The following is a 23,511-nucleotide window of genomic DNA, read 5'->3' on the forward strand; positions in this document are numbered from 1 at the left end:
TGCAGAGAGCGGCGGGATTTCGTGGAACAGCAGACAGGTGGGGGCGCCGTGCTGGCGGGCCGGTACCGGCTCGTCGAGCCGATCGGCCGGGGCGGCATGGGCAAGGTGTGGCGTGCGCATGATGAACTGCTCCACAGGACCGTCGCCGTCAAGGAACTGACGGCGGGTCTGTACGTCGCCCAGGCCGACCGGGACGTCATGCACGCCCGGACGCAGAAGGAGGCCCGGGCCGCGGCCAGGATCCAGCACCCGGCGGTCGTCACCGTCCACGACGTCCTGGAGCACGACGACCGGCCGTGGATCGTCATGGAGTACATCGACGGGCCCTCCCTCGCGGACGCGGCCAAGGCGGCCGGGCGGATCGAGCCCCGCGAGGCGGCCCGGATCGGCCTGCACGTGCTGGGCGCGCTGCGCGCCGCGCACGCGGTCGGCGTACTGCACCGTGACGTGAAGCCGGGCAACGTGCTGCTCGCCAAGGACGGCCGGGTGCTGCTCACGGACTTCGGGATCGCCGCGATCGAGGGCGACTCGTCCATCACGCGTACCGGTGAGATCGTCGGCTCGATCGACTACCTGGCCCCCGAGCGGGTCACCGGTGGCGTCCCCGACCCGTCCTCCGACCTGTGGTCGCTGGGCGCCACGCTCTACACGGCGGTGGAGGCGCGCTCTCCGTTCCGCCGTACGTCGCCCATCTCCAGCCTGCAGGCCGTGGTCAACGACGAGCCTCCGGCACTGCGCCAGGCCGGGGTGCTGGGTCCGGTGATCACTTCGCTGCTGCGCAAGGATCCGACGGAGCGCCCCTCGGCCGAGGAGGCCGAGCGGATGCTGCTGGAGGCGATGGAGGGCCGGGAGCCGAAGTCCGCGCAGGCGTACGTGCCCACGCGTGCGGTGACCCCGGAGGAGCTGGCCCCGGCGCAGGAGCCGGCCGGGACGCCGACGCATCAGGGCGAGGCCGGGCGGACGACCGCGCTGCCGGAGCCCCCCACCCGCCCGCCCACGACGGCGACGGTGGCGACACCCGCTTCCCCGCCCGACCCGGCCCGGGGCTGGGGCGGGCGCGCCGTGGTCGTGGCCCTGGTGGCGGCGCTGCTCGGCGGCGGCGGGGTGTTCGGGGTGCTCAAGTACACCGGGGACCAGGGCAAGGAGGGCGACCCGGACAAGGTCGCCAGTTCGACCGGCGGACCGTCGGGCGACGACGGGAAGCCGCAGGCGGCGACCCCGCCGGCCGGCTACACCAGGGTCGTCGATCCGATCGTGGGCTTCACCCTGTTCGTTCCGGAGGGCTGGAAGCGCCAGGCGAACGGTGACCAGATCGACTACACCCCGGACGACGGCAAGCACCTCATCCGGATCGCGGCCGACCCCAGCCCGGACTACAAGGACCCGTACACGCACCTGCTGGACCTGGAGGCGCAGGTGGCGAAGCGGACGGACTACAAGAAGCACCAGCTGAACCAGAACACCTTCCGCGGCAGCACCCGGGGTGCGCTGTGGGACTTCAGCTGGACGGAGAAGCAGAGCCACCCCGGCCCGCGCCGGGCCAGGGAACAGATGTACGTCGCCGCGGACGAGACGGAGTACGCGATCTACATGGCGGGCCCGGTCGCCGACTGGGACAAGACCCGCCAGCAGTTCGACGTCGTGCTCAGCGGTTGGGAGCCGCCCGCCAAGAAGCCCTGATCGGCACCGATCCGGGCATCCTGCCAGCGATCACTGGCGGAAAAGGCAAAATCCGGTTACCGGCGGGTACCCAAAGGCTGTCCGGCGCAATACGCTCACCGGCATGACGGACTCGCAGGCCTCCGAAGCCCCCCTCCGCACCGCACCGCAGCCCACCAACCCGGTCGCCGCGGCCCCGGCCGGTGCCCGCACCGCGGCCGACGTGGTGACCCCCGACCTGGTCGCCCGGCTGACCCGCGGAGTGATCGGATCCGGCCGCACCGCCAACCACACCCCCTTCACCGGGGACCGGCTGGCGGAGCTCCCGGAGGCCACCCCCGAGGACGTGGCCGAGGCCTTCGACCGGGCCCGCGCCGCCCAGCCCGCCTGGGCCGCGGTCCCCGTCGCCAAGCGGGCGGCGGTCCTGCTGCGCTTCCACGACCTGGTCCTCGACCGGCAGGCCGAGGTCCTCGACCTGATCCAGCTGGAGACCGGCAAGGCCCGCCTGCACGCGCACGAGGAGGTCCAGGCCGTCGCCGTCTCGGCCCGCCACTACGGCCGCAAGGCCCCCGGCTACCTGCGCCCCAAGGGCCACACCGGCGCCATGCCCACCCTCACCAAGGTCACCGAGCTGCGCCAGCCGCGCGGGGTCGTCGGCCAGATCGCCCCCTGGAACTACCCGCTCGAACTGTCGGTCGGCGACGCCCTGCCCGCCTTCGTGGCGGGCAACGCGCTCGTCATGAAGCCCGACACCGAGACCGCGCTGACCGCCCTGTGGGCCCGCGACCTGCTGATCGAGGCCGGACTGCCCGCCGAGGTCTTCCAGATCGTGCTCGGCGAGGGCCCCGTCGTCGGCCCCGAGGTGGTGCGGCACGCGGACTACGTCTCCTTCACCGGATCCACCCGTACCGGCCGCGAGGTCGCCCGGGGCGCCGCCGACCGCCTCGTCGGGGTCACCCTCGAACTCGGCGGCAAGAACGCCATGCTCGTCCTGCACGACGCCGACATCGAGAAGGCCGCCGCGGGCGCCGTCCGCGCCTGCTTCTCCTCCGCCGGGCAGCTCTGCATCTCCATCGAGCGGCTCTACGTCCACGCCTCGATCGCCGACGCCTTCGTCGAGCGGTTCGCCGCCCGTACGAAGGCCATGCGGCTCGGCGCCTCCCTCGCGTACGGCGCCGACATGGGCTCCCTGGTCGGCGAGCGCCAGCTGGAGACCGTACAGCGGCACGTGGACGAGGCCGTGGCCAAGGGCGCCACCCTCGTGGCCGGCGGCACCGCCCGCCCCGACATCGGTCCGCTCTTCTACGAGCCCACCATCCTCGACGGCGTCGAGGCACCCATGGCGGTGTGCGGCGAGGAGACCTTCGGCCCCGTCGTCTCGATCTACCGCTTCACCGACGAGGACCAGGCGATCGCCGAGGCCAACGCCACCGCCTACGGCCTGAACTCCAGCGTCTGGACCAAGGACTCGCGCCGCGGCCACGCCGTCGCGGCCCGCCTGCGCACCGGCACCGTCAACATCAACGAGGGCTACGCCCCCGCCTACGGCAGCGCCCAGGCACCCATGGGCGGCATGAAGGACTCCGGCCTCGGCCGCCGCCACGGCTCCGAGGGCATCCTCAAGTACACCGAGGCCCAGACCGTCGCCCACCAGCGGCTGCTCCCGATGGCGCCCTCGCTGGGCATGGACGACGAGAAGTACGCGGCGTTCATGACCCGCAGCCTCAAGGTCATGAAGGCCCTCCGACTCCGCTAAGGGGCAGCACCGTGTCTGAGTCGTACGACTACGACGTCATCGTCATCGGATCGGGCTTCGGCGGATCGGTCTCGGCGCTGCGCCTGACCGAGAAGGGCTACCGGGTGGGCGTCCTGGAGGCCGGCCGCCGCTTCACCCGCGAGAGCCTGCCGAAGAACAGCTGGGACCTGCGGAACTACCTGTGGGCCCCGGCCCTCGGGCTCTACGGGATCCAGCGGATCCACCTGCTCGGCAACGTGATGGTGCTCGCGGGAGCCGGGGTCGGCGGCGGCTCGCTCAACTACGCCAACACGCTGTACGTGCCGCCCGCCGCCTTCTTCGAGGACCGGCAGTGGGCCTCCATCACCGACTGGCAGGGCGAGCTCGCCCCCTACTACGAGCAGGCCAAACGCATGCTCGGGGTGCGCCTCAACCCGACCATGACCCCCTCCGACGTCCACCTCAAGGCGGCCGCCGAGAAGATGGGCGTCGGGGACTCCTTCCACATGGCCCCGGTCGGCGTCTTCTTCGGTGACGGCGACGACGGCCAGGGCCAGGCGAAGGTCCGGGCGGGGGACGAGGTCCCCGACCCGTACTTCGGCGGCGCCGGCCCCGCCCGCAAGGCCTGCACCGAATGCGGCGAGTGCATGACCGGCTGCCGGCACGGCGCGAAGAACACCCTGAACGAGAACTACCTGCACCTCGCCGAGCGCGCCGGAGCCGTCATCCACCCGATGACCACCGTCACCGCGCTCTCCGACCACCCCGAGGGCGGCTACCGCGTCCGCACCGTCCCCACCGACGGCCGCCGGCGCGGCCGGGCGAAGGTCCTGCGCGCCCGGTACGTCGTCGTCGCGGCGGGCACGTACGGCACCCAGACCCTGCTGCACACGATGAAGGACCGCGGCGAGCTGCCCGGGATCTCGCCGCGCCTCGGCGACCTGACCCGGACCAACTCGGAGGGCATCATCGGCGCCCAGACCGACGACCGCCGCTACCGCAGACTGCACGGGGGCGACCGCCGGGCCGACTTCACCCGGGGCGTGGCGATCACCTCCTCGGTGCACCCCAACGCCGACACGCACATCGAGCCGGTCCGCTACGGCAAGGGCTCCAACGCCATGGGGTTCATGACCGTCCTGCAGGTGCCGTACAGCGCCCACCGGGTGCGTGCCTGGTTCGCGCGGAGCGCCAGGCACCCGCTGCAGTTCGTCCGCTCGCTGTCCAACCGGCGCTGGTCGGAGCGGACCATCATCGGCCTGGTCATGCAGTCGCTGGACAACTCGCTCACCACGTACCGCAGGCCCGGCGGGATCGGGAAGGGCCTGCTCACGGCCCGACAGGGCCACGGTGCCCCGAACCCGGTCCAGATCGCGGAGGCCACGCAGGCGGCGACCCTGCTGGCCGAGGAGATCAACGGCTTCCCGGGCAGCAACGTCGGCGAGCTGATGGGGACCCCGCTGACCGCGCACTTCCTGGGCGGCTGCCCGATCGGTGCCTCGCCGGAAGAGGGCGTGGTGGACCCGTACCACCGGCTCTACGGGCACCCGGGCATCTCGGTGGTGGACGGTTCGGCCGTATCCGCGAACCTCGGGGTGAACCCGTCGCTGACGATCACCGCGCAAGCGGAACGGGCGATGTCGTACTGGCCGAACAACGGTGAGCGCGACCCGCGGCCCGAGCAGGGGGGCGTGTATGTCCGCCTGGACGCGGTGGAGCCGGTCCGCGCGGCCGTCCCGAAGGACGCGTTCGGCGCGCTGCGGCTGCCCTTCCTGGCGGTCCCCGAAGTCCCCCCACGGGATCCGGAACCGGCCGGATGACAGCGGTGGGTACCGCGCTCCCCCTCCGAGCGCGGTACCCACCGCGGTACATACGTGACAGATGTTCAGCCTTGATGGTTGTACCGGAATCCGCGGTGCCGGGCTGTGGTGTCGATCACACAGTGAAGTGTGCAACTGCGACTGACGTTCGGCAGTCAACGGCTGCATGAGAAAGCGCATCTCGCTGCTGGCTGCCGGCGCCCTCGTGGCCCTGGGGCCGGCCATCACTCCCGCACACGCCGCGGACCCCGTCCTCACCCTGGCCGGACCGGCCGGGATCGGTCTGCGCCCGCACCCCGGGCAGAGCGGTGAGCCGCAGAAGACCTCGGTGGAGTTCCGGGTCGTCAACGACTCGGCCAGGACGTTCGACCGGCAGAGCACCTTCACGATCGACCTGAGCGCCCTCAAGGGCGTCGCCGACGTGGCGCTCGCCAAGGGCCGGGAGACGGACTGCAAGCTCACGGCCACGGCCGTGACCTGCAACCGCTGGGCGCTGTGGACGGGCGAGAGCACCGTCGTGAAGCTGGACGTCAGCGCGGCCAAGGACAGCAAGGCCGGTGCGACCGCGGACCTGACGCTCACCGGCACGGCGGACGGCGCCACCTTCAAGGCCGCCACCACCAAGGTGCGCGTCGGCGGCCCCGACCTGGTCCTGGAGCGGGCGAGGCTGAAGGCGGACCTGAAGCCGGGCGACGAGCAGAACCTGTCGATCGTCTTCGCCAACGAGGGCACGGACCCCGTCGACGGCGTGGTGCTCGAAATGCGCACCACGCACGGCATCGACCTGCTCGAACAGTACGACAACTGCTCCTACTCCGAGGACGCCACCGCGGGCCGGCCCTCGGGCTGGAGCACGGTGCAGTGCCTGCTGGAAGGCGAGTACGAGCCGGGCGCGCTCTACGGCGTGGACGGACCGCTGACGCTCAAGGCCGCCCCGCACGCCTTCATGGACGGCCTGACCTACGCGGTGTACGCGGCAGGCGACCAGCCGAAGGCACCGAAGGCGGCGAAGAACCGCGCGCCCGCGAGCGCCGACAAGCGGGCCGGCGGCAACAGGCTGGCCGCGGCGAAGCAGGCCCCCAAGGCCTCGGCCCGGTCCGCCGCCCCGCAGGCGAACGACCTCGACCCCAGGAACAACATCCAGGAGTTCGACTTCACGACGAGGAACACCGCCGACCTGGTGGCCACGGGCGTGTCACTGGGCGGCAAGGCCGGCGACACGGTCGACGCCGACTTCGGCTTCCGCAACAACGGTCCCGCGTGGGTCGCCCACCTGCGTTCCGGTGAGGACGTGGCCCGGACCGACATCGTGATCCCGGCGGGTACGAGGGTCACCAGGGTCCCGGCCGGCTGCAGGGGGGTCGACGCGGACGGCCGTGACCGCGAGCAGGCCCTGGGCGCGCCGCGCTACTTCTGCTCCACCGGCCACGTCGTCGGGGAACGGGAGGCGTTCGCCTACCCGTTCCAGCTGAAGATCGAGAAGGTCGTGGCGGACGCCAAGGGCTCGATCACGGTCGGCCGGGGGACGCCGCAGGGCACCACGGGCCAGCGCTGGGACCCGAACCACGCCAACGACACGGCGGCTCTCGTGATCAACGCGAAGGGCACCGGACCGTCCCCGACCCCGACCGCCACCACCACGGGCTCCCCGGCCCCGACCGGTTCCGCGACGCCCACTGCGACCGCGACGCCGAGCGCTTCGGCCACCGGTACGGGCGTCACGGCGGGCGGCGGCCTCGCCTCCACCGGCAGCTCCGCCCAGGCGATCGCGCTCGGCGGCGCCGTGCTCCTGGCGGTCGGCGGCGGGCTGTTCGTGGCGTTCCGCCGCAAGGCGGGCGGGCACGCGTAACGGCGTACGCGCGAGAACGCAGAACGACCGGCCCGGGGCGTCCCCTGGGCCGGTCGTCCTCTACGGGGTGACCGGGCTGCTGTCCCCTGCCGTCCGGTCACGCGAAGGAGCGAGGTCCCACGACGCACGCTCCACGGGGCGTGCGTCTCATCGCTCCAGCGGATCCACGCGTGGTGTTGCGGTCCCGCGGCTGGCTGTCGCGGACACCCTCACCAACGAAGGGCCCCGGGGCCGGTCACGGTCCGGACGGGTGACGAACAGCCGTCACACGCGCCCCCGGCACAGCTCCAGCAGGGTCATGGCGAGGGCGGTACCGGGCTTCCCGAGCGCATCGCTCCAGTGGGAGAGCACCTCCATCTCGCGCGACAGGTGCACCCGGCGCCCGCCCGAAGCGATCCGGGCGTCCTGGATGACGGTCGAGACCGCCATCCGCTCCTGGATCAGGCCGATGATCCGGTCGTCGAGTGCGTCGATGCGCGTGCGGGAGTCGGCGATCAGCTGCTCGGGGGTGGTGGTGATCGTGGTCATGGTCTCTCCTGGTGGTCTGTGCCGACAGGAGCGGAAACGCGAAGCGCCCCGGTCCTGTCGGACCGGGGCGCTTCGGGAAGTCAGTGGCTCAAGCGAGCATCACGAGGACCCATGGCGACCGGACCGACCGGTGCCATAGGTAAAGAGGAAGCTCAGCTGCTTGCGCATGGAAGGGATTATTGCCTTCCCCCGGCCCCGGGGCCAAGCCGATTCGGATGGTGAGACGAAAGGGGCCTGGCGTCCCCCGTTAGAATCGACAAAACAGCCACCTCTTCCGCCGGAAGGCCGCCCCGTGCCAGAAGCACCCTCCGCCGCCCACGACAGCGCCCCGGACACGGTTCTCGTCGTCGACTTCGGCGCCCAGTACGCCCAGCTCATCGCCCGCCGCGTCCGCGAGGCACGGGTCTACAGCGAGATCGTGCCGAGCTCGATGCCCGTCGACGAGATGCTGGCCAAGAACCCCAAGGCGATCATCCTCTCCGGCGGTCCGTCCTCCGTGTACGAGGAGGGTGCCCCCCAGCTCGACCGCGCGATCTTCGAGGCCGGCGTCCCCGTCTTCGGCATGTGCTACGGCTTCCAGCTGATGGCGGTCACCCTCGGTGGCCAGGTGGACAACACCGGCGCCCGTGAGTACGGCCGCACCCCGCTGGCCGTCTCCAAGGCCGGCTCCACCCTCTTCGAGGGCACCCCCGAGAACCAGTCCGTGTGGATGTCCCACGGCGACGCCTGCTCCGCCGCCCCCGAGGGCTTCACCGTCACCGCGTCGACGAACGTCGTCCCGGTCGCCGCCTTCGAGAACGACGAGAAGAAGCTGTACGGCGTGCAGTACCACCCCGAGGTGATGCACTCCACGCACGGCCAGCAGATCCTGGAGCACTTCCTCTACCGCGGCGCCGGCCTCGCCCCCACCTGGACCACCGGCAACATCGTCGAGGAGCAGATCGCGGCGATCCGCGAGCAGGTCGGCGACAAGCGCGCCATCTGCGGCCTCTCCGGCGGCGTGGACTCCGCGGTCGCCGCGGCCCTCGTGCAGAAGGCCATCGGCTCCCAGCTGACCTGCGTCTACGTCGACCACGGCCTGATGCGCAAGGGCGAGACCGAGCAGGTCGAGAAGGACTTCGTCGCCGCGACCGGCGTGCAGCTGAAGGTCGTCGACGCGCAGGAGCGCTTCCTGACCGCGCTGGCCGGCGTCTCCGACCCGGAGACCAAGCGCAAGATCATCGGCCGCGAGTTCATCCGCGTCTTCGAGCAGGCCCAGCTGGAGATCCTCCAGGAGGACGGCCCCGCGGTCGCCTTCCTCGTGCAGGGCACCCTGTACCCCGACGTCGTCGAGTCCGGCGGCGGCACCGGCACCGCCAACATCAAGTCCCACCACAACGTGGGCGGGCTCCCCGACGACATCGAGTTCGAGCTCGTCGAGCCGCTGCGCCAGCTGTTCAAGGACGAGGTCCGGATGGTCGGCCAGGAACTCGGCCTGCCCGAGGAGATCGTCCAGCGCCAGCCCTTCCCCGGCCCCGGCCTCGGCATCCGCATCGTCGGCGAGGTCACCAAGGAGCGCCTGGACCTGCTCCGCGAGGCCGACGCGATCGCCCGCCACGAGCTGACCGCGGCCGGTCTCGACCGTGAGATCTGGCAGTGCCCGGTCGTGCTGCTCGCGGACGTCCGCAGTGTCGGCGTCCAGGGCGACGGCCGCACCTACGGCCACCCGATCGTGCTGCGCCCCGTCTCCTCCGAGGACGCGATGACCGCGGACTGGACGCGCATGCCGTACGAGGTCCTCGCCCGGATCTCGACCCGCATCACCAACGAGGTGCCGGAGGTGAACCGGGTGGTCCTCGACTGCACGAGCAAGCCCCCGGGCACCATCGAGTGGGAGTAGTCCCCACCCGGATCGCCGTGAAGCCGCCGTCCCGCACCAGCGGGCGGCGGCTTCGCCGTTCCTCTGGCCACTTGGCGGGCCCCCGGGTACCTTGCGCGGCGAACCGAGCCGTTCGAAGGAGCACCCATGCCGGACCAGCCCGAACCCGTGCCCGTCGAGGGGCTCGCCTTCGAGATGCCGCCGGTGCACGACACCGTCGACGCGGCGCGCGCCCACCGCAAGGAGCGGCTCGCCGAGGCGCTGCGGCTCCTCGGGCGCCTCGGGTACGGGGACGGGGTGGCGGGGCAGATCACCGCACGGGACCCGGAGTTCGAGGACTGCTACTGGGTGAACCCCTTCGGCCGGGCCTTCACCGCGCTCACCGCCGGCGACCTGCTGCTGGTCGACGGGAACGGGCGGGTCGTCCGGGGCGGGCGCCGCGTCAACGAGCTGGCCTTCGCCGTGCACGCGGCGGTCCACCGAAGGCGGCCCGAGGTGGTCGCCGTGGTCCGCGCGCAGGGCCCGTACGGCCGGGCCCTCGCGGCCCTGGGCGAGCTGCTGGCCCCGATCACCGAGGAGGCCTGTGCCTTCTACGAGGACCACGCGCTCCTCGACGAGTACTACGGGGCCGGCGAGCCGGAGCGGACCGCGCTCGCGCTCGGCCCGTACAAGGCGCTGGTCCTGCGCAACCGCGGGCTGCTGACGGTAGGGGACTCGGTGGACGCCGCGGTCTGGTGGTTCATCGAGGCGGAACGGGCCGCACAGGTGCAGCTGATCGCCCGGGCCGCCGGGAAACCGGTGCCCATCGACCACCGCGCCGCGGTGCTGACCCGGGGGCGGTTCGGGTCCGATCTGGCCGCCTGGGTGAGCTACCAGCCACTCAGAGAGCTGGTGGCGTCAACATCATGAACCGTTAATCACCTGCTCTGACATCGTGCGCAATCCGGAGCACTGCCGCAGTGGTGCACAATTCGCTGGCATTGCCCCGTAGTTCAGAGAGGCGGCACGTACGTGGCTGTCCAAGAGATGTCCCGAGGTACCCATACCAGCGCCTGCGCCTGCGACGAGTGCGCCCGCGAAGGCCACCGCCGCGCGGTCACGGCGTTCGTGGAGAAGCGCGACGAGTTCGCCTCCGGGCAGGGCGTGCCGGCCGCCGTGGCCCACTCGCTCGGCGCCTCCCGCCAGTGGGTCTCCGACGAGCTGACCCTGTCGGCCCGTACCGTCGCCGACCGGGGCCGGGAAGCCGGGAACTCCTGGCTGTACCTGTTCTCCCGGCGGGCCGTCCTCGCCGTCTGGATCGCCGCCGGGGTCCTGCTGCTGGTCCAGGTCGCCGCCGCGCTCGGCACCGGCTGGTCCACGGCGCGCACCGCCGGGCTGCTGGCGGCCCTGGTGCTGGCCGGACTGCTCACGGTCGCGGCCCGCGCCCAGTCCGTACGCGGCGGCCTGCTGGCGCCGCTGGTCGGTGAGGACAACCGGCTGTCCACCTCGAAGGCGGTGCCCAGTGCCTGGGTGGTGCTGACGGCCTTCGCCACGCTGCTGCCCGCGCTGCGGCTGGCCGCCTCGGCGCCCGGCCCCGAGCGGCAGGCACTCTACGCGGGGCTGGCGCTGGACCGGGCCCTGCCGCTGCTGGCGGTGGTCTCGCTGACCTCGGCCGTGGCGGTGCTGGTGCGCCGGGTGGTCTGCGTACGGATCATGGGCCAGCGGCTGCAGAAGCTGCCGGCCGACCGGCCGCGCGGGGCGGACCTCCTGACGGACGACGCGGGCCGCGGGAGCTTCCCGGACGCGCAGTACGTGCTCGTCTCGACGGTGGTGCTCGCCTACGCGGCGGCCTCGCTGGCGCGCTTCCCCGACCGGCTGCCGCAGCTGCCCTGGGCCCTGGCCCTGCTGGTGGCCCTGTCGGCCGCCGTGTACCTGGCGGCGAAGTACGCGGAGGGCAGCCGTCCGCTGGTGCTGTCGGTGGTGCGCAGACGGGAGCCCGGGGATCTGGACGCGGCCGTCCGCCCCGGGGACGACATCGAGATCCGGGGCGTGGGATTCGTGCCGCCGGGGGCGCAGACGCCGGAGATGCTGGCCCGTCTGGTCGTACGGATCGGGGCGGTCCACGTGCACGTGCCGCTGGTCCCGGTGGCGGGCGGATTCACCAATCCTTCCGACGCCGTACTGACCGTACCGGTCCCGGCGGAGGTCGAGCCGGGGCGCGTGGAGATCCAGGTGGTCACGGCCGCAGGGGTGGAATCCAACCGCTGCACCATCGATGTTGCCGAGTGATCGGGGTACACATGTCCCGTGAACCGAACCGATGTTCTTGAAACCGACGCCCCCCGCGACGTCGTGGGGCTGCGTGAGCTGGCCTCCCGGCACGCGCTGCTGCCCCTGCGGCTCTTCCTCGGCGTGACCTTCGTGTACGCGGGGATCGACAAACTGACCGACCCGGCGTTCCTCTCCGCCTCCGGAGACGGCTCCATCGGCGACATGATGCGCGGGGTGCGCGACACCTCCGCGATCCCCGCCCTGGTGGACATGTCGCTCCACTCGCCCGTCGGTTTCGCCGTCGCCCTGGCCACCGGGGAGATCCTGGTCGGCCTCGGGACCCTGGCCGGCCTGCTGACCCGTGTCGCGGCCGTCGGCGGGGCGCTGATCGCGCTCAGCCTGTGGCTCACGGTGTCGTGGGCGGTGACCCCGTACTACTACGGCAACGACCTGATCTACATGGTGGCGTGGACCCCGCTGATCCTCGCCGGGGCGCCCTACCTGTCGCTGGACTCGGTGATCCGCTCGCGCCTGTCCCGGCGTACGGCGTAGGTCACCAGCCCGACCAGCGCGGCGAGGGTGAGCCCGCCCACGGTGATCGGGAGGACCGCGAACCAGGGCAGGTCCGCCCCGCCGGTGCTCTCCACCAGGTAGAGCCCGCCCGCCACCACCAGCACCAGTCCCGCGATCAGCCGTCCCGGCTGGAACTCATGACGCCGCACGGGCCACCTCCACCTGTCCGAAGTCCGCACCGAGGTGCAGCTCGATCGTCCCGCCGGCCTCGGTGCCGGCCGCCGGCGCGAGGGTCTCCGTACGGTTCTGCCCGCCGATCCGCTCGATCCGGTCCGCGCGGTCCCCGGGCATCTGTACGTCGCCCATCCGATGGATGGTGACATCGGCCAGCGCGGTGACCTCCCGCGGCAGGACCACCTTGAGCCGGCCCGCCTCGATGGACGCCTCGACGGCCACGGTGGTGCCCTTCGGGACGTCCAGCCGGCTCAGGTCCAGCGTGGCGAGCCCGGTGCGCGCCTCGTACACGGGCCTCACGTCGGCCACCGCGGCCGGACGCCATTCGACCTCCCGCCAGTCCGTGCCGATCTGCCGGGGCAGTGCGGCCGCGCCAGCGAGCAGGCACGCGGTGAACAGGGCCAGCACGATCGTGCCGAACCCGGTACGCCCCAGCAGGGAGCTGACCGCGAGGCCCAGGCCGAAGACGATCAGCGCGGCGGCCAGCCCGGTCTGCAGGGCCTCACCGAGCGGGTTGCCCTCCCAGACCGCCGCGGTCCCCGCGATCCCGGCCAGCAGCGCCAGCACGAACACCCGGCCGCCGATGCCGCCGCGCGGGCGGGCCGGGGCGACGGGAGCCTTCGCGGCCGCCGCCGGGGTGCCGCCGGTCACCACCGGATCCGCCGCGTCGTCGGGCCCCCACAGGTATCCCGTCCCGCCGACCGGACCCGTCGTACCGTCCTTGACCAGCGGGTCCCGCCACCAGGAGGGGCCGCCGGGGGTGGGCGGCGCCTGCGTCTCCGGCGGGGCGGGGGAGTGCGCGGCGCGCGGGGCGCCACCGGCCGGATCGGGCGCCGCCTGCGCCTCGGGCCGGTAGGTGTGCCGGTTGCGCTGCGACCAGTACGAGGCCCCGCCCAGCGCCAGGACGACCAGTACCGAGAAGGCCGCCAGCCCGCCGTTGTCCAGCATCGACAGGAACAGCGCGCAGCCCACCAGCGCGGCGAACACCGCCGCCAGCGTGGCCCCCTCGACCCGGCCGGTCAGCAGCTTCTTCGCCTCGCTGTCCTCCTCGCCCTCCAGGGGGAGCAGCAGCCACGCGAAGCCGTAGAAGATCAGACCGACGCCGCCGGTGACCGCGAGGACACCGAGGACGATCCGGAAGACCACCGGATCCAGGTCGAAGTACCGGCCGAGACCGCCGCACACGCCCGCGAGGACCTTGTCGCGCTTGCTGCGGCGCAGGGGCGGCCGGGCGTCGGCGGCCCGCGGGGCCCCGGGCTCGGCCGGCGGGGCGTCGTGTACTTCGGTCATGGGTCCATGGTGACGGCCCGCCGGAGCGACCGGCATCCGGCCCTACCCTGGTGCAACCCTGATATCCCCCCGGTACAAGTGGGGGGATGCCCTGATGACCGGCCCCCGCCGGGCGTGTGACCCTTGGTGACATGCCCGTAGCCGCCGCTCCCCGTACCCCGCACGCACCGGACGCCGACGAGGTGCCGCAGCGCAAGCTCTATCGCAGCGCCGACGGCCGGATGCTCGGCGGTGTGGCGCGCGGTCTCGCCGGGCACCTCGGGCTGCCGGTGGGCTGGGTCCGCCTGGCGTTCCTCCTGCTGTTCATGTGGGGCGACGGGCTGGGCGTGCTGCTGTACGCCGCGTTCTGGGTCTTCGTGCCGCTCGGCGTCGGCGGCCGGACCGGACACCGCTCCTTCTTCGAGACCCTCCCCGACGGCACCCGCCGGCTGCGCAAACCCGACCGCGGGCAGATCACCGCGCTGATCGCCCTGTTCATCGGTGCGGGCATCTTCATCTCCAAGGTCCAGATGGGCGGCGCGTCCGGCCGGTACGTGTGGCCGACGCTGCTGGTCGGAGCCGGGGTCGTGCTCGTGTGGCGGCAGGCCGACAACGCCCGCCGGGCCCACTGGTCCACGGCCGCCGGACGGCACGGACGCCTCTTCCAGGTCGCGCGGGCCCTGGCCGGCGTCGCCCTGGTCGGGGTGGGCCTGACCGTCTTCATCGTCGTACGGGGCTCCGCCGCACAGCTCGGCAACGTCCTCACCGCCACCCTCGCCGTCCTCGTCGGCGTGGCGCTGCTCGCCGGCCCCTGGCTGATCCGGATGACCCAGGACCTGTCCGAGGAACGGCTGATGCGCATCCGCGCCCAGGAGCGCGCCGAGGTCGCCGCCCACGTGCACGACTCGGTGCTGCACACGCTCACCCTGATCCAGCGCAACGCGGAGGACGTCTCCGAAGTGCGCCGCCTCGCCCGGGCGCAGGAACGCGAACTGCGGAACTGGCTCTACAAGCCGGAGGGCACCGGGAAGGACGAGGCGGAGGAGCCGGCCACCCTCGCGGAGGCGGTGAAGAAGACCGCCGCCGAGGTGGAGGACCACCACGGCGTCCCGATCGAGGTCGTGGTCGTCGGTGACTGCCCGCTCGACGAGCGGCTGGCCGCACAGATCCAGGCCGCGCGCGAGGCGATGGTCAACGCCGCCAAGTACGGTGGCGAGGGCGGCCCCGTACAGGTGTACGCGGAGGTGGAGGGGCAGACGGTGTTCGTGTCCGTACGGGACCGGGGCCCCGGTTTCGACATCGACGCGGTACCGGGCGACCGCATGGGCGTACGAGAATCGATCATCGGCCGGATGCAGCGCAACGGCGGGACCGCACGACTGCGGTCCGCGCCCGACGGCGGCACGGAAGTCGAGCTGGAGATGGAGAGGGCGGCGAACACAGCATGACCGAGGCCGGAGGAAGCGCAGGCGTGGGGGAGACCAGGCGGGTCCGGGTGGTGCTCGTCGACGACCACAGGATGTTCCGTACGGGGGTGCAGGCCGAGATCGGCGAGACGGGCCGGACGGGCGTCGAGGTCGTCGGCGAGGCGGCCGACGTCGACCAGGCCGTCGCCGTCATCACCGCCACCCGGCCCGAGGTGGTCCTGCTCGACGTCCACCTGCCCGGAGGCGGCGGCGTCGAGGTACTGCGGCGCTGCGCCCCGCTGATGGCGGCCGCCGAGAACCCGGTGCGGTTCCTGGCGCTGTCGGTGTCGGACGCGGCCGAGGACGTCATCGGGGTCATCCGGGGCGGTGCGCGCGGGTACGTCACCAAGACCATCACCGGTACCGACCTGGTGGACTCGGTCTTCCGCGTGCAGGACGGGGACGCGGTGTTCTCGCCGCGGCTGGCGGGCTTCGTGCTCGACGCGTTCGCCTCGACGGACGCGCCGCCGGTCGACGAGGACCTGGACCGGCTCACGCAGCGCGAGCGCGAGGTGCTGCGGCTGATCGCGCGCGGGTACGCCTACAAGGAGATCGCCAAGCAGCTCTTCATCTCGGTGAAGACGGTCGAGTCGCACGTCTCGGCCGTCCTGCGCAAGCTCCAGCTCTCCAACCGGCACGAGCTGACCCGCTGGGCGACGGCCCGCCGCCTGGTCTGATTCCGTCCCCGGTCCGACGTCTGACCTGCGGTGTGACCCACGCCGCAGGCCGACCTGGCAACCAGGAGCGCGCACGCCGCCCTCTAGGCTGGCGTGATGAGCTTGACCGGTACACCCTTCTTCGCGTCGGTGATCGCCCTCACGGTGATCGCCGTCGTCCTTCCGCTGGCCGTATGGAGCAAGGTGCGCGGCCCGGCCGCCGTACGCACGCTCCTGCGCGCGTTGATGGTGGTGTTCGCCCAGGTCACAGCCGTCGCCGTGGTGTTCGTCGCGGTCAACCGGGCCGAGCACTTCTACGCCTCCTGGAGTGACCTGCTCGGCACGGGCAAGTACGTCACGGCCGCACCCGACCTCGGCCCGGACGGGCTCGGCGGCAAGAAGGTCGAAGAGGCGCCGAAGGTCAGGCAGGAGTTCCAGCCCGTCGAGGGACTGGGCGGCCGGGTCAGGAAGACCGAGCTCGACGGCAAGATCTCCGGGGTCAAGGGCGATGTCATGGTGTGGCTGCCGCCGCAGTACGACGACCCGGCCTACAAGGACAAGAAGTTCCCGGTGGTCGAGCTCATACCCGGCATACCCGGGACGGGGAAGTCCTGGTTCCAGGGACTCAAGGCGCACGAGGTGCTGGAGCCGCTGATGAAGAGCGGCAAGGTACAGCCGTTCATCCTGGTCTCGCCGCGCGCCATGCTGGTCGGCAACGGCGACACCGGCTGCGCCAACATCCCCGGCAAGGTCAACGCGGACAGCTGGTTCAGCGTCGACGTCCGCAAGATGGTCGTCGACAACTTCCGGGCCTCGGACGAGGCCCGCACCTGGGGCGTGGCCGGCTACTCGGCGGGCGCCTACTGCGCGGCCAAGCTCGCGATCGCCCACCCCGACCGCTACAGCGCGGCCGTCTCGCTGTCGGGCTACAACGACCCGGGCCAGGAGCCCTCGTCGCTGGTCGCCAAGGACCCCGAACTGCGCCGCACGCACAACCTGAAGAACGTGCTCCAGGCCGCGCCCACCCCGCCCGCAGTGTCGCTGTGGATGTCGGGGGCCGAGCACGACGGCTACCTGTCCGGCACGGACCTCAAGGCGATCGCCAAGACCCCGACCGTGGTGCACGCGGAGAAGGTCGTCGGCGGCCACAACCTCGAATCGTGGACGAGGCAGCTGCCGCAGACCTTCGGCTGGCTGAGCGGCATCGTCAAGGCTCCCTAGGCGGGTACTTTTGCGGGACACGCCCCAGGGGTCACGCGGGGCGGGAGGCGCCGGCCCAGGGCATCGAGTCGATCGGCGCCAGCCGGACCGTGGACCCGGGGCGCGGGGCGTGGATCATCTGGCCGTTGCCGACGTAGAGGCCCACGTGGGTCACCCCGGAGTAGAAGAACACCAGGTCGCCGGGGGCCAGCTGGTCGCGGGACACGCGCCGGCCGGCGTTGATCTGGGTGTAGGTGGTGCGGGGCAGCGAGACCCCGGCCGAGCGCCAGGCCGCCTGCGTCAGGCCGGAGCAGTCGAAGGACCCCGGGCCGGTCGCTCCCCAGACGTACGGCTTGCCGATCGCCGTGTACGCGAAGGCCACGGCGCGGGCCGCGCGTGAGCCGTCGGACGGGGGCGGGGGCGCGGGCGTGCTGCCCCGGGAGCCGGCAGACGTGGCGGGTGCGGTGGCGGGACCGCCGGGCGACTGGGCCTCGTAGGCCGCCCGCTCCTCGGCGGTGAGCCGGGCCAGCAGGTTCTTGGCGGTGGTGAGCTTCTCCTCGATCACCGCCTTGTGCCCGGCGAGTTCGTCCTGCCGGGAACGCAGGTCCGCGAGCCGCCCGGCGGCCTGTTCGCGGAGCTTGCCGACCTCGTCGAGCCGGCGGCGCACGGTGGTGATCCCGGCGGCGTTGCGGTCCCCGGCGCGGGCGATGAAGGCGGCCTGGGAGAGGTACTCCTGCGGGTCGGAGGCCAGCGCGAGCTGGACCGCGGTGCCCAGGGACCCGCTGCGGTACTGGGAGGCGGCCAGCGTTCCGAGTGCGCTGCGGGCGGTGTTGAGCTGGTCGGTCTTGCGGGCGGTCTCCTCGCGCAGTCCGGTCAGCGCGCGTTCGGCCTCGTCCGCCTGTTCCTTCGCCCCGTTGTACTGCTCGGTCGCCGCCTCGGCCTCCTCGTAGAGCCGGTCCACCTCCGACTTGACCTGGTCGGGGGTGAGCCGGGGGTCGGCCTGGGAGGCGCCTTCGAAGACGGTGGCGGTGGCAGCGCCCGCGAGGGCGAGGGTGGCGGCGGTCGTCCGTACCGGGCCGCCGGAGAGCGGGCGCTGCCTGGGCTTTCGATGACTGGCCACGAGGGCCTCACGTCCTTCCTCTGTCGGTGCTTGGAGGAGGACGCTAGACCCGGAGGTAACGGGCGGATGACGGGATGACCGCAAGTGGTTCGATCCGACCGGAGCTGGCCGCCGAGGACCGGACTCGACTGTTCCGGTGTGGGTCAGTGCCAGAGAACGGCGATGAAGATGTTGATCACGGTCAGCCCGCCGACCGCGCCGAACAGCGCCTTGTCCACGTGCTCCTCGTCGCGCTTGACGTAGACGAGGCAGAGGATCACGAACAGGATCGCGAGCTTCACGCCGACCTTGACGTTGTTGACGGGGGTCCCGTCCATCTCGTTGAAGCCGACCAGGAGTACGCCGGTGACGAGCATGGTGAGTGCGCCGTGCAGCATGGCGGGCGTGAAACGGGCGGTGCCCGCGCTCATCGCCTTCATCTGGGTCAGGAAGCCGCCGAGGAGCGAGGCGATTCCGATGATGTGCAGGCCGACGAAGACATTGATGAGTACGTCCATGGCGTCGAGCGTACGAGGCGGCCCGGTCGGCCGGAGAAGCGGGTCAGCTCCCTCCGCAGCTGCTCGATTCGATGATTTCGTAGGGCTGGGCGAGAGGACTGTACGAGATCTTCGAACAATTGGGCGGGGTCCGTACGAGATCTGCGTACAGTGGGGGCATGCCTGCCGCCGCCGCCGAGCCGACCCACCCCGCCGCCGACCGCATCGAGCTGGTCGAGGTCCTGGCGGCGCTCGGACACCCCGTCCGGCTGGAGATCGTCCGCAAGCTGTCCTGCGGCGAGGAGGCCTTCTGCGGCGAGGTCGTCCCGGACCTGCCCCGGTCCAGCGTCACGCACCACCTCAGGACGCTGCGCGAGAGCGGTCTCATCCGCCAGCGGCCCCAGGGCCGCAAGCTCTTCCTCGCGCTGCGCCGCGAGGACCTGGAGCTGCGTTTCCCCGGTCTGCTCGAACTCGTGCTGGCCTGTCGGTCCCGCCCCCTAGACTCGGAATGCGATGAGCAGCCTCTTTGACGACAGTTTCCTGGCGGACCTCACCCCCTCCGACGAGGTCCCGCCGCCGCCCGAGGACCACGCCGCCCCCGAGGCCGGCGCGGACGACCTCTTCGGCGGGCGGTTCGACGTACCCATGACCGGGGACGCGTACTACCGGGACGGCGCCCCCAGGCCCGTCATCGACCCGGCGACGCTCCTCGACGGGCTCAACGAGCAGCAGCGCGCGGCCGTGGTGCACGCGGGATCCCCGCTGCTCATCGTGGCCGGCGCCGGCTCCGGCAAGACCAGGGTGCTGACCCACCGCATCGGACACCTGCTGTCCGCGCGGGGCGTCCACCCCGGCCAGATCCTCGCGATCACCTTCACCAACAAGGCCGCCGGTGAGATGAAGGAGCGCGTCGAGGGCCTCGTCGGCCCGCGCGCGGGCGCCATGTGGGTCTCCACCTTCCACAGCGCGTGCGTGCGGATCCTGCGCCGCGAATCCAAGCGGCTCGGGTTCACGTCCTCGTTCTCGATCTACGACGCGGCCGACTCGAAGCGCCTGATGGCGCTCGTCTGCCGCGACCTGGACCTCGACCCGAAGAAGTTCCCGCCGAAGGCCTTCAACGCCAAGATCTCGAACCTGAAGAACGAGCTGATCGACGAGGAAGCCTTCGCCGACCAGGCCGTGGACGGCTTCGAGAAGACCCTGGCCCAGGCGTACGCGATGTACCAGGGGCGGCTGCGCGAGGCCAACGCCCTCGACTTCGACGACATCATCATGACCACGGTCCACCTGCTCCAGGCGTTCCCGGACGTCGCCGAGCACTACCGGCGCCGCTTCCGGCACGTCCTCGTCGACGAGTACCAGGACACCAACCACGCCCAGTACACGCTGGTGCGCGAGCTCGTCGGCACCGGCTACCCGGACCTGCCCCCGGCCGAGCTGTGCGTGGTGGGTGACGCCGACCAGTCGATCTACGCCTTCCGCGGCGCGACCATCCGCAACATCCTCCAGTTCGAAGAGGACTACAAGGACGCGACCACGATCCTGCTGGAGCAGAACTACCGCTCCACGCAGACGATCCTCTCCGCGGCCAACGCGGTCATCGAGCGCAACGAGAACCGCCGCGCCAAGAACCTGTGGACGCAGGCCGGCACCGGCGCCGTCATCACCGGCTACGTCGCGGACACCGAGCACGACGAGGCCCAGTTCGCCGCCGACGAGATCGACCGGCTCACCGACGCCGGCGACGCCAAGGCCGGCGACGTGGCGATCTTCTACCGGACCAACGCGCAGTCCCGCGTGTTCGAGGAGATCTTCATCCGGGTCGGACTGCCCTACAAAGTCGTCGGCGGCGTCCGCTTCTACGAGCGCAAGGAGGTCCGCGACGTCCTCGCGTACCTGCGCGTCCTCGCGAACCCGGAGGACAACGTCCCGCTGCGGCGCATCCTGAACGTGCCCAAGCGCGGCATCGGCGAGCGCGCCGAGGCGATGATCGACGCCCTCGCGGCGCGCGAGAAGATCACCTTCCCGCAGGCGCTGCGCCGGGTGGACGAGGCCTTCGGCATGGCCGCGCGCTCCACCAACGCGGTGAAGCGGTTCAACGTGCTGATGGAGGAGCTGCGCACGATCGTCGACTCGGGCGCGGGCCCGGCGGTGGTGCTGGAAGCCGTCCTGGAGCGGACGGGGTACCTCGCCGAACTCCAGGCCTCGACCGACCCGCAGGACGAGACGCGCATCGAGAACCTGCAGGAGCTCGCGGCCGTGGCCCTGGAGTTCGAGCAGGCGCGGGAGGCCGCGGCGGCCGAGGCGGCGGAGACCGGTGCCCCGGCTCCCGGGTCCGGCACCCTGGCCGAGTTCCTGGAGCAGGTCGCCCTCGTGGCCGACTCCGACCAGATCCCGGACGAGGACACCGAGGGCACGGGCGTCATCACGCTGATGACCCTGCACACCGCCAAGGGCCTCGAATTCCCGGTGGTCTTCCTGACCGGCATGGAGGACGGGGTCTTCCCGCACATGCGGGCGCTGGGCCAGACCAAGGAACTGGAGGAGGAGCGCCGGCTCGCGTACGTCGGCATCACGCGGGCGCGCGAGCGCCTGTACCTGACCCGATCCAGCATGCGCAGCGCGTGGGGCACGCCCTCGTACAACCCGCCGTCGCGCTTCCTGGAGGAGATTCCGGCGGAGTACCTCCAGTGGAAGCGGACGGGCGCGACGCAGAAGCCGGCCGGTCCGATGCGGGGCTCGGGGTACGGGTCCTCGTACGGGTCGTCCTCGTCCGGATCGGGCAAGGCGACGTTCGGCACCTCGCCGGAGGCGTTCCTGTCCTCGTCGCGTACGAAGTCGGGCCCGTCCGGATTCGCGACGCGGCGGGCCGCCGACAAGCCGGTCATCGCCCTGGTGGTCGGGGACCGGGTCACGCACGACCAGTTCGGGCTCGGCACCGTCATGGAGGTCAAGGGGGCGGGTGCGGACGCGCAGGCCACCATCGACTTCGGGGACGACAAGCCCAAGCGGCTGCTGCTGCGTTACGCGCCGGTGCAGAAGCTGTAGGACGGGGGGCGGCCGCGCGGCCTTCGGGCCGCGCGGCATTCACGCCGGGGGAGACGCCGGCGGGTTGCGCCCGGCGGTCGCGTCGGACGGCTGTGCCCGGTGGTCAGGCCGGGCGGTTGCGGGCCTGAGGGGTTACGTCGGGTCCAGGCCGTGGCTGCGGAGCCAGGACAGGGGGTCGATCGCGGATCCGCCGCCGGGCCGGACCTCGAAGTGGAGGTGCGGGCCGGTGGAGTTGCCGGAGTTGCCCGAGTAGGCGATGACTTCGCCCGCCTTGACCTTGCCGCCGCGGATCTTGGTGGAGCTGAGGTGGCAGTACCACGTCTCGGTGCCGTCGGGCGCGGTCACTATCGCCATGTTCCCGTAGGCGCTGTTGTACTGCGTGCGCACGGTTCCGTCGGTGGCCGACATGACGGGGGTGCCGTAGGAGACCGGGAAGTCGATGCCGGTGTGCACCGACATCCACATGCCGCCGGCCTGGCCGAAGTTGGCGCTGAGCCCGTGCTGTGCGACGGGGATGGCGAACTTGGGGCGGGCGGCCTCCTTGGCCGCGGCCTCCTCCGCCTTCTTCTTCTTTTCCTCTTCCTGGCGCTCGCGCAGGTCGATGCGCTCCTGCGTGCGGCTCGCGCGGTCCGCGAAGTCGCCCGCGTCGGCGCTGAGCGCGACCAGTTGGGTGTCGAGCTTGGTGTTCGCCGCGACCGGCTTCACCGAGGCCGGGTCGGGCGCGGCCATGGTCGTGGGCTCCTCGGCCGGCCGGTCCGTGCCGGTGAGGCCGCCGACGGAGGCGGCCGCGACGCCCGCGACACCCATCACGCAGGCGGACGGGACGGCCACGGTCAGCAGGGCGGAACGCTTCGCCGGGTTGCGGCGACGGCTGGTGCCGCCGCCGGTGGAGCCGCTGCCCGCCTTGGCGCCGGCGCCGGTCTTGCCGTTGCCCTTGGCGGCGGTCCGGCGCGCGGAGCGCGGAGCCGAGGTCACCGGCATGGCCTGGGTGGGGAGGTCGTGGACCTCGGGCTGCTCGGGTGCCTCGTGGACCTGGGGCGTCTCGTCGGAGAGCACCTCGAAGACGGCGGTCTCGCTGTACGCGGCCGTCCCCGCCTCGACACCGTCCTCGACGGCGGTGTCGAATCCGCCCTCGAACCCGCCCTCGAACCCGTTCTGGTACCCGGGGTCGATGCCGACGGCCTGGGTGGCCTCGTAGGCGTAGCCCGTCGAGGTCGCCTGGTACGTGTACTCCTGCGCCGCGGCTGCGGGCGCGGGTGCGGGCTGGGGTTCGGGCTGGTACTCGTACTCGTACGCGTAGGCGGCCTCGGGCTGGGCCGGGGTCTCGGCGACGGTGTTCCAGGCGGTGGCGTCGTAGGCGCCGGTCTCGGTTCCGGTGGTGCCGTAGCCCGGCATCGCCCAGTGCCCGGTCTGCTCGCCGGAGGTGTCGTAGCCGAAGGAGGGCTGCTGGTACTGCGCATAGCCGGAGTAGTCCGCGCCCTGCGTGCTCCAGGCGCTCGCGTCCCAGCTCCCGGTGGTGTCCTCGGAGGCGGCCTGGGCCGGGATCGTGGACAGGTAACTGTCCTGCGAAGCCCACGCGGTGGTGTCGTAGGCGCCCGTGTCGTAGGAGCCGTAGGCGGCGTAGTTGACCCCCTGGCCCTGCGTTTCATAGGAAACGTAGGTCGAGTCACCAGCGAAAGCGGTGGTGGAAAGGCCGTCGTACCCGGCATCCGGATACTGGCCCGACGTGGGGCGGTCGTTCACCAACTTCTCTTTCGCCTCGGCAGTGGGGGCCTGGGTGGCCGGGAACTCAAGGTTCACCGGAGGAGAGCAGTGGCGTGACTGTACCCG

General features: G+C 71.9%; 19 protein-coding genes. 13 read left to right on the top strand and 6 right to left on the bottom strand.

Annotated elements, in window-relative coordinates; translation table 11 throughout:
* The first annotated feature begins 21 nt into the window (after positions 1 to 21).
* From DEJ51_RS20195 to DEJ51_RS20210, 4 genes are all read left to right on the top strand, one after another.
* Positions 22 to 1,680 carry a serine/threonine-protein kinase gene (locus DEJ51_RS20195; protein WP_150258816.1) on the top strand — a complete coding sequence of 553 codons (1,659 nt, stop codon included), beginning with the start codon at positions 22 to 24 and terminating at the stop codon, positions 1,678 to 1,680.
* Between the two features lie 103 nt (positions 1,681 to 1,783).
* Entirely contained in the window at positions 1,784 to 3,415 is a 1,632-nt protein-coding gene (locus tag DEJ51_RS20200) for a succinic semialdehyde dehydrogenase (RefSeq protein WP_150258817.1), read from the top strand.
* Positions 3,416 to 3,426: 11 nt separating this feature from the next.
* A complete protein-coding gene (locus tag DEJ51_RS20205; RefSeq protein ID WP_150258818.1) occupies positions 3,427 to 5,214 on the top strand; it encodes a GMC oxidoreductase in 1,788 nt (595 codons plus the stop codon).
* A gap of 166 nt (positions 5,215 to 5,380) precedes the next feature.
* Entirely contained in the window at positions 5,381 to 7,063 is a 1,683-nt protein-coding gene (locus DEJ51_RS20210; RefSeq protein WP_150258819.1) for an LPXTG cell wall anchor domain-containing protein, read from the top strand.
* A gap of 264 nt (positions 7,064 to 7,327) precedes the next feature.
* Here DEJ51_RS20210 and DEJ51_RS20215 read toward each other — a convergent pair whose 3' ends face one another.
* Positions 7,328 to 7,591, bottom strand: a complete 264-nt coding sequence (locus DEJ51_RS20215; protein WP_030763088.1) for a chorismate mutase — start codon at positions 7,589 to 7,591, stop codon at positions 7,328 to 7,330.
* Between the two features lie 292 nt (positions 7,592 to 7,883).
* On the opposite strand from DEJ51_RS20215, the gene guaA reads away from it, so the two are divergent.
* From guaA to DEJ51_RS20235, 4 genes are all read left to right on the top strand, one after another.
* The gene (guaA, locus tag DEJ51_RS20220; protein WP_150258820.1) at positions 7,884 to 9,470 is read left to right on the top strand and encodes a glutamine-hydrolyzing GMP synthase; all 1,587 of its coding nucleotides are present in this window, start codon (positions 7,884 to 7,886) and stop codon (positions 9,468 to 9,470) included.
* A gap of 126 nt (positions 9,471 to 9,596) precedes the next feature.
* The gene (locus DEJ51_RS20225) at positions 9,597 to 10,358 is read left to right on the top strand and encodes a class II aldolase/adducin family protein (protein ID WP_150258821.1); all 762 of its coding nucleotides are present in this window, start codon (positions 9,597 to 9,599) and stop codon (positions 10,356 to 10,358) included.
* Positions 10,359 to 10,460: 102 nt separating this feature from the next.
* A complete protein-coding gene (locus DEJ51_RS20230) occupies positions 10,461 to 11,717 on the top strand; it encodes a hypothetical protein (protein WP_190620505.1) in 1,257 nt (418 codons plus the stop codon).
* A gap of 18 nt (positions 11,718 to 11,735) precedes the next feature.
* Entirely contained in the window at positions 11,736 to 12,251 is a 516-nt protein-coding gene (locus DEJ51_RS20235) for a TQO small subunit DoxD (RefSeq protein ID WP_150258823.1), read from the top strand.
* On the opposite strand, the gene DEJ51_RS20240 is transcribed toward DEJ51_RS20235, so the two are convergent.
* Together DEJ51_RS20240 and DEJ51_RS20245 are read right to left on the bottom strand one after the other, a co-directional pair.
* Positions 12,197 to 12,421: a hypothetical protein gene (locus tag DEJ51_RS20240; protein ID WP_150258824.1), complete on the bottom strand. Its 225-nt coding sequence runs from the start codon at positions 12,419 to 12,421 to the stop codon at positions 12,197 to 12,199. The two genes, DEJ51_RS20235 and DEJ51_RS20240, sit on opposite strands and share 55 nt — an antisense overlap.
* Positions 12,408 to 13,736, bottom strand: coding sequence for a PspC domain-containing protein (locus DEJ51_RS20245; protein ID WP_150258825.1), 1,329 nt, complete (start codon positions 13,734 to 13,736; stop codon positions 12,408 to 12,410). Before DEJ51_RS20245 ends, DEJ51_RS20240 begins: the two co-directional genes overlap by 14 nt.
* 131 nt (positions 13,737 to 13,867) lie before the next feature.
* On the opposite strand from DEJ51_RS20245, the gene DEJ51_RS20250 reads away from it, so the two are divergent.
* The 3 genes from DEJ51_RS20250 to DEJ51_RS20260 all read left to right on the top strand — a co-directional run bounded on the left by DEJ51_RS20250 (position 13,868) and on the right by DEJ51_RS20260 (position 17,058).
* A complete protein-coding gene (locus DEJ51_RS20250; RefSeq protein ID WP_150258826.1) occupies positions 13,868 to 15,163 on the top strand; it encodes an ATP-binding protein in 1,296 nt (431 codons plus the stop codon).
* Positions 15,160 to 15,858 (top strand): LuxR C-terminal-related transcriptional regulator, encoded by a 699-nt coding sequence (locus DEJ51_RS20255; protein WP_150258827.1) that lies wholly within the window; start codon positions 15,160 to 15,162, stop codon positions 15,856 to 15,858. The genes DEJ51_RS20250 and DEJ51_RS20255 overlap by 4 nt, the downstream gene beginning before the upstream one ends.
* A 96-nt stretch (positions 15,859 to 15,954) precedes the next feature.
* A complete protein-coding gene (locus DEJ51_RS20260; RefSeq protein ID WP_150258828.1) occupies positions 15,955 to 17,058 on the top strand; it encodes an alpha/beta hydrolase in 1,104 nt (367 codons plus the stop codon).
* 31 nt (positions 17,059 to 17,089) lie between these two features.
* Here the strand turns inward: DEJ51_RS20260 and DEJ51_RS20265 are convergent, their stop codons facing one another.
* Both DEJ51_RS20265 and DEJ51_RS20270 read right to left on the bottom strand, forming a co-directional pair.
* A complete protein-coding gene (locus DEJ51_RS20265; protein ID WP_150258829.1) occupies positions 17,090 to 18,157 on the bottom strand; it encodes a C40 family peptidase in 1,068 nt (355 codons plus the stop codon).
* Positions 18,158 to 18,300: 143 nt separating this feature from the next.
* On the bottom strand, positions 18,301 to 18,654 hold the full coding sequence (locus tag DEJ51_RS20270) for a hypothetical protein (protein WP_150258830.1): 354 nt from the start codon (positions 18,652 to 18,654) through the stop codon (positions 18,301 to 18,303).
* A 158-nt stretch (positions 18,655 to 18,812) separates the two neighbouring features.
* Here DEJ51_RS20270 and DEJ51_RS20275 point away from each other — a divergent pair, with 158 nt between their 5' ends.
* Both DEJ51_RS20275 and pcrA read left to right on the top strand, forming a co-directional pair.
* Complete coding sequence (locus DEJ51_RS20275; RefSeq protein WP_150258831.1) at positions 18,813 to 19,163, top strand: ArsR/SmtB family transcription factor; 351 nt, start codon at positions 18,813 to 18,815, stop codon at positions 19,161 to 19,163.
* Positions 19,147 to 21,681, top strand: coding sequence for a DNA helicase PcrA (gene pcrA / locus DEJ51_RS20280; RefSeq protein ID WP_150258832.1), 2,535 nt, complete (start codon positions 19,147 to 19,149; stop codon positions 21,679 to 21,681). The genes DEJ51_RS20275 and pcrA overlap by 17 nt, the downstream gene beginning before the upstream one ends.
* A 132-nt stretch (positions 21,682 to 21,813) precedes the next feature.
* Here pcrA and DEJ51_RS20285 read toward each other — a convergent pair whose 3' ends face one another.
* Complete coding sequence (locus tag DEJ51_RS20285; protein ID WP_411757331.1) at positions 21,814 to 23,481, bottom strand: M23 family metallopeptidase; 1,668 nt, start codon at positions 23,479 to 23,481, stop codon at positions 21,814 to 21,816.
* Positions 23,482 to 23,511 lie beyond the last annotated feature (30 nt).

This window comes from Streptomyces venezuelae (genome assembly GCF_008642275.1).
GTDB classification, from domain to species: Bacteria; Actinomycetota; Actinomycetes; order Streptomycetales; family Streptomycetaceae; genus Streptomyces; species Streptomyces venezuelae_E.

Excerpts from the sequence above, each read along its gene's own strand:
- DEJ51_RS20200 (WP_150258817.1), top strand. The coding sequence starts at position 1,784 with ATGACGGACTCGCAGGCCTCCGAAGCCCCCCTCCGCACCGCACCGCAG.
- DEJ51_RS20210 (WP_150258819.1), top strand. The coding sequence starts at position 5,381 with ATGAGAAAGCGCATCTCGCTGCTGGCTGCCGGCGCCCTCGTGGCCCTG.
- DEJ51_RS20215 (WP_030763088.1), bottom strand. The coding sequence starts at position 7,591 with ATGACCACGATCACCACCACCCCCGAGCAGCTGATCGCCGACTCCCGC.
- DEJ51_RS20225 (WP_150258821.1), top strand. The coding sequence starts at position 9,597 with ATGCCGGACCAGCCCGAACCCGTGCCCGTCGAGGGGCTCGCCTTCGAG.
- DEJ51_RS20245 (WP_150258825.1), bottom strand. The coding sequence starts at position 13,736 with ATGACCGAAGTACACGACGCCCCGCCGGCCGAGCCCGGGGCCCCGCGG.
- DEJ51_RS20250 (WP_150258826.1), top strand. The coding sequence starts at position 13,868 with ATGCCCGTAGCCGCCGCTCCCCGTACCCCGCACGCACCGGACGCCGAC.
- DEJ51_RS20255 (WP_150258827.1), top strand. The coding sequence starts at position 15,160 with ATGACCGAGGCCGGAGGAAGCGCAGGCGTGGGGGAGACCAGGCGGGTC.
- DEJ51_RS20260 (WP_150258828.1), top strand. The coding sequence starts at position 15,955 with ATGAGCTTGACCGGTACACCCTTCTTCGCGTCGGTGATCGCCCTCACG.
- DEJ51_RS20270 (WP_150258830.1), bottom strand. The coding sequence starts at position 18,654 with ATGGACGTACTCATCAATGTCTTCGTCGGCCTGCACATCATCGGAATC.
- DEJ51_RS20275 (WP_150258831.1), top strand. The coding sequence starts at position 18,813 with ATGCCTGCCGCCGCCGCCGAGCCGACCCACCCCGCCGCCGACCGCATC.
- pcrA (WP_150258832.1), top strand. The coding sequence starts at position 19,147 with ATGAGCAGCCTCTTTGACGACAGTTTCCTGGCGGACCTCACCCCCTCC.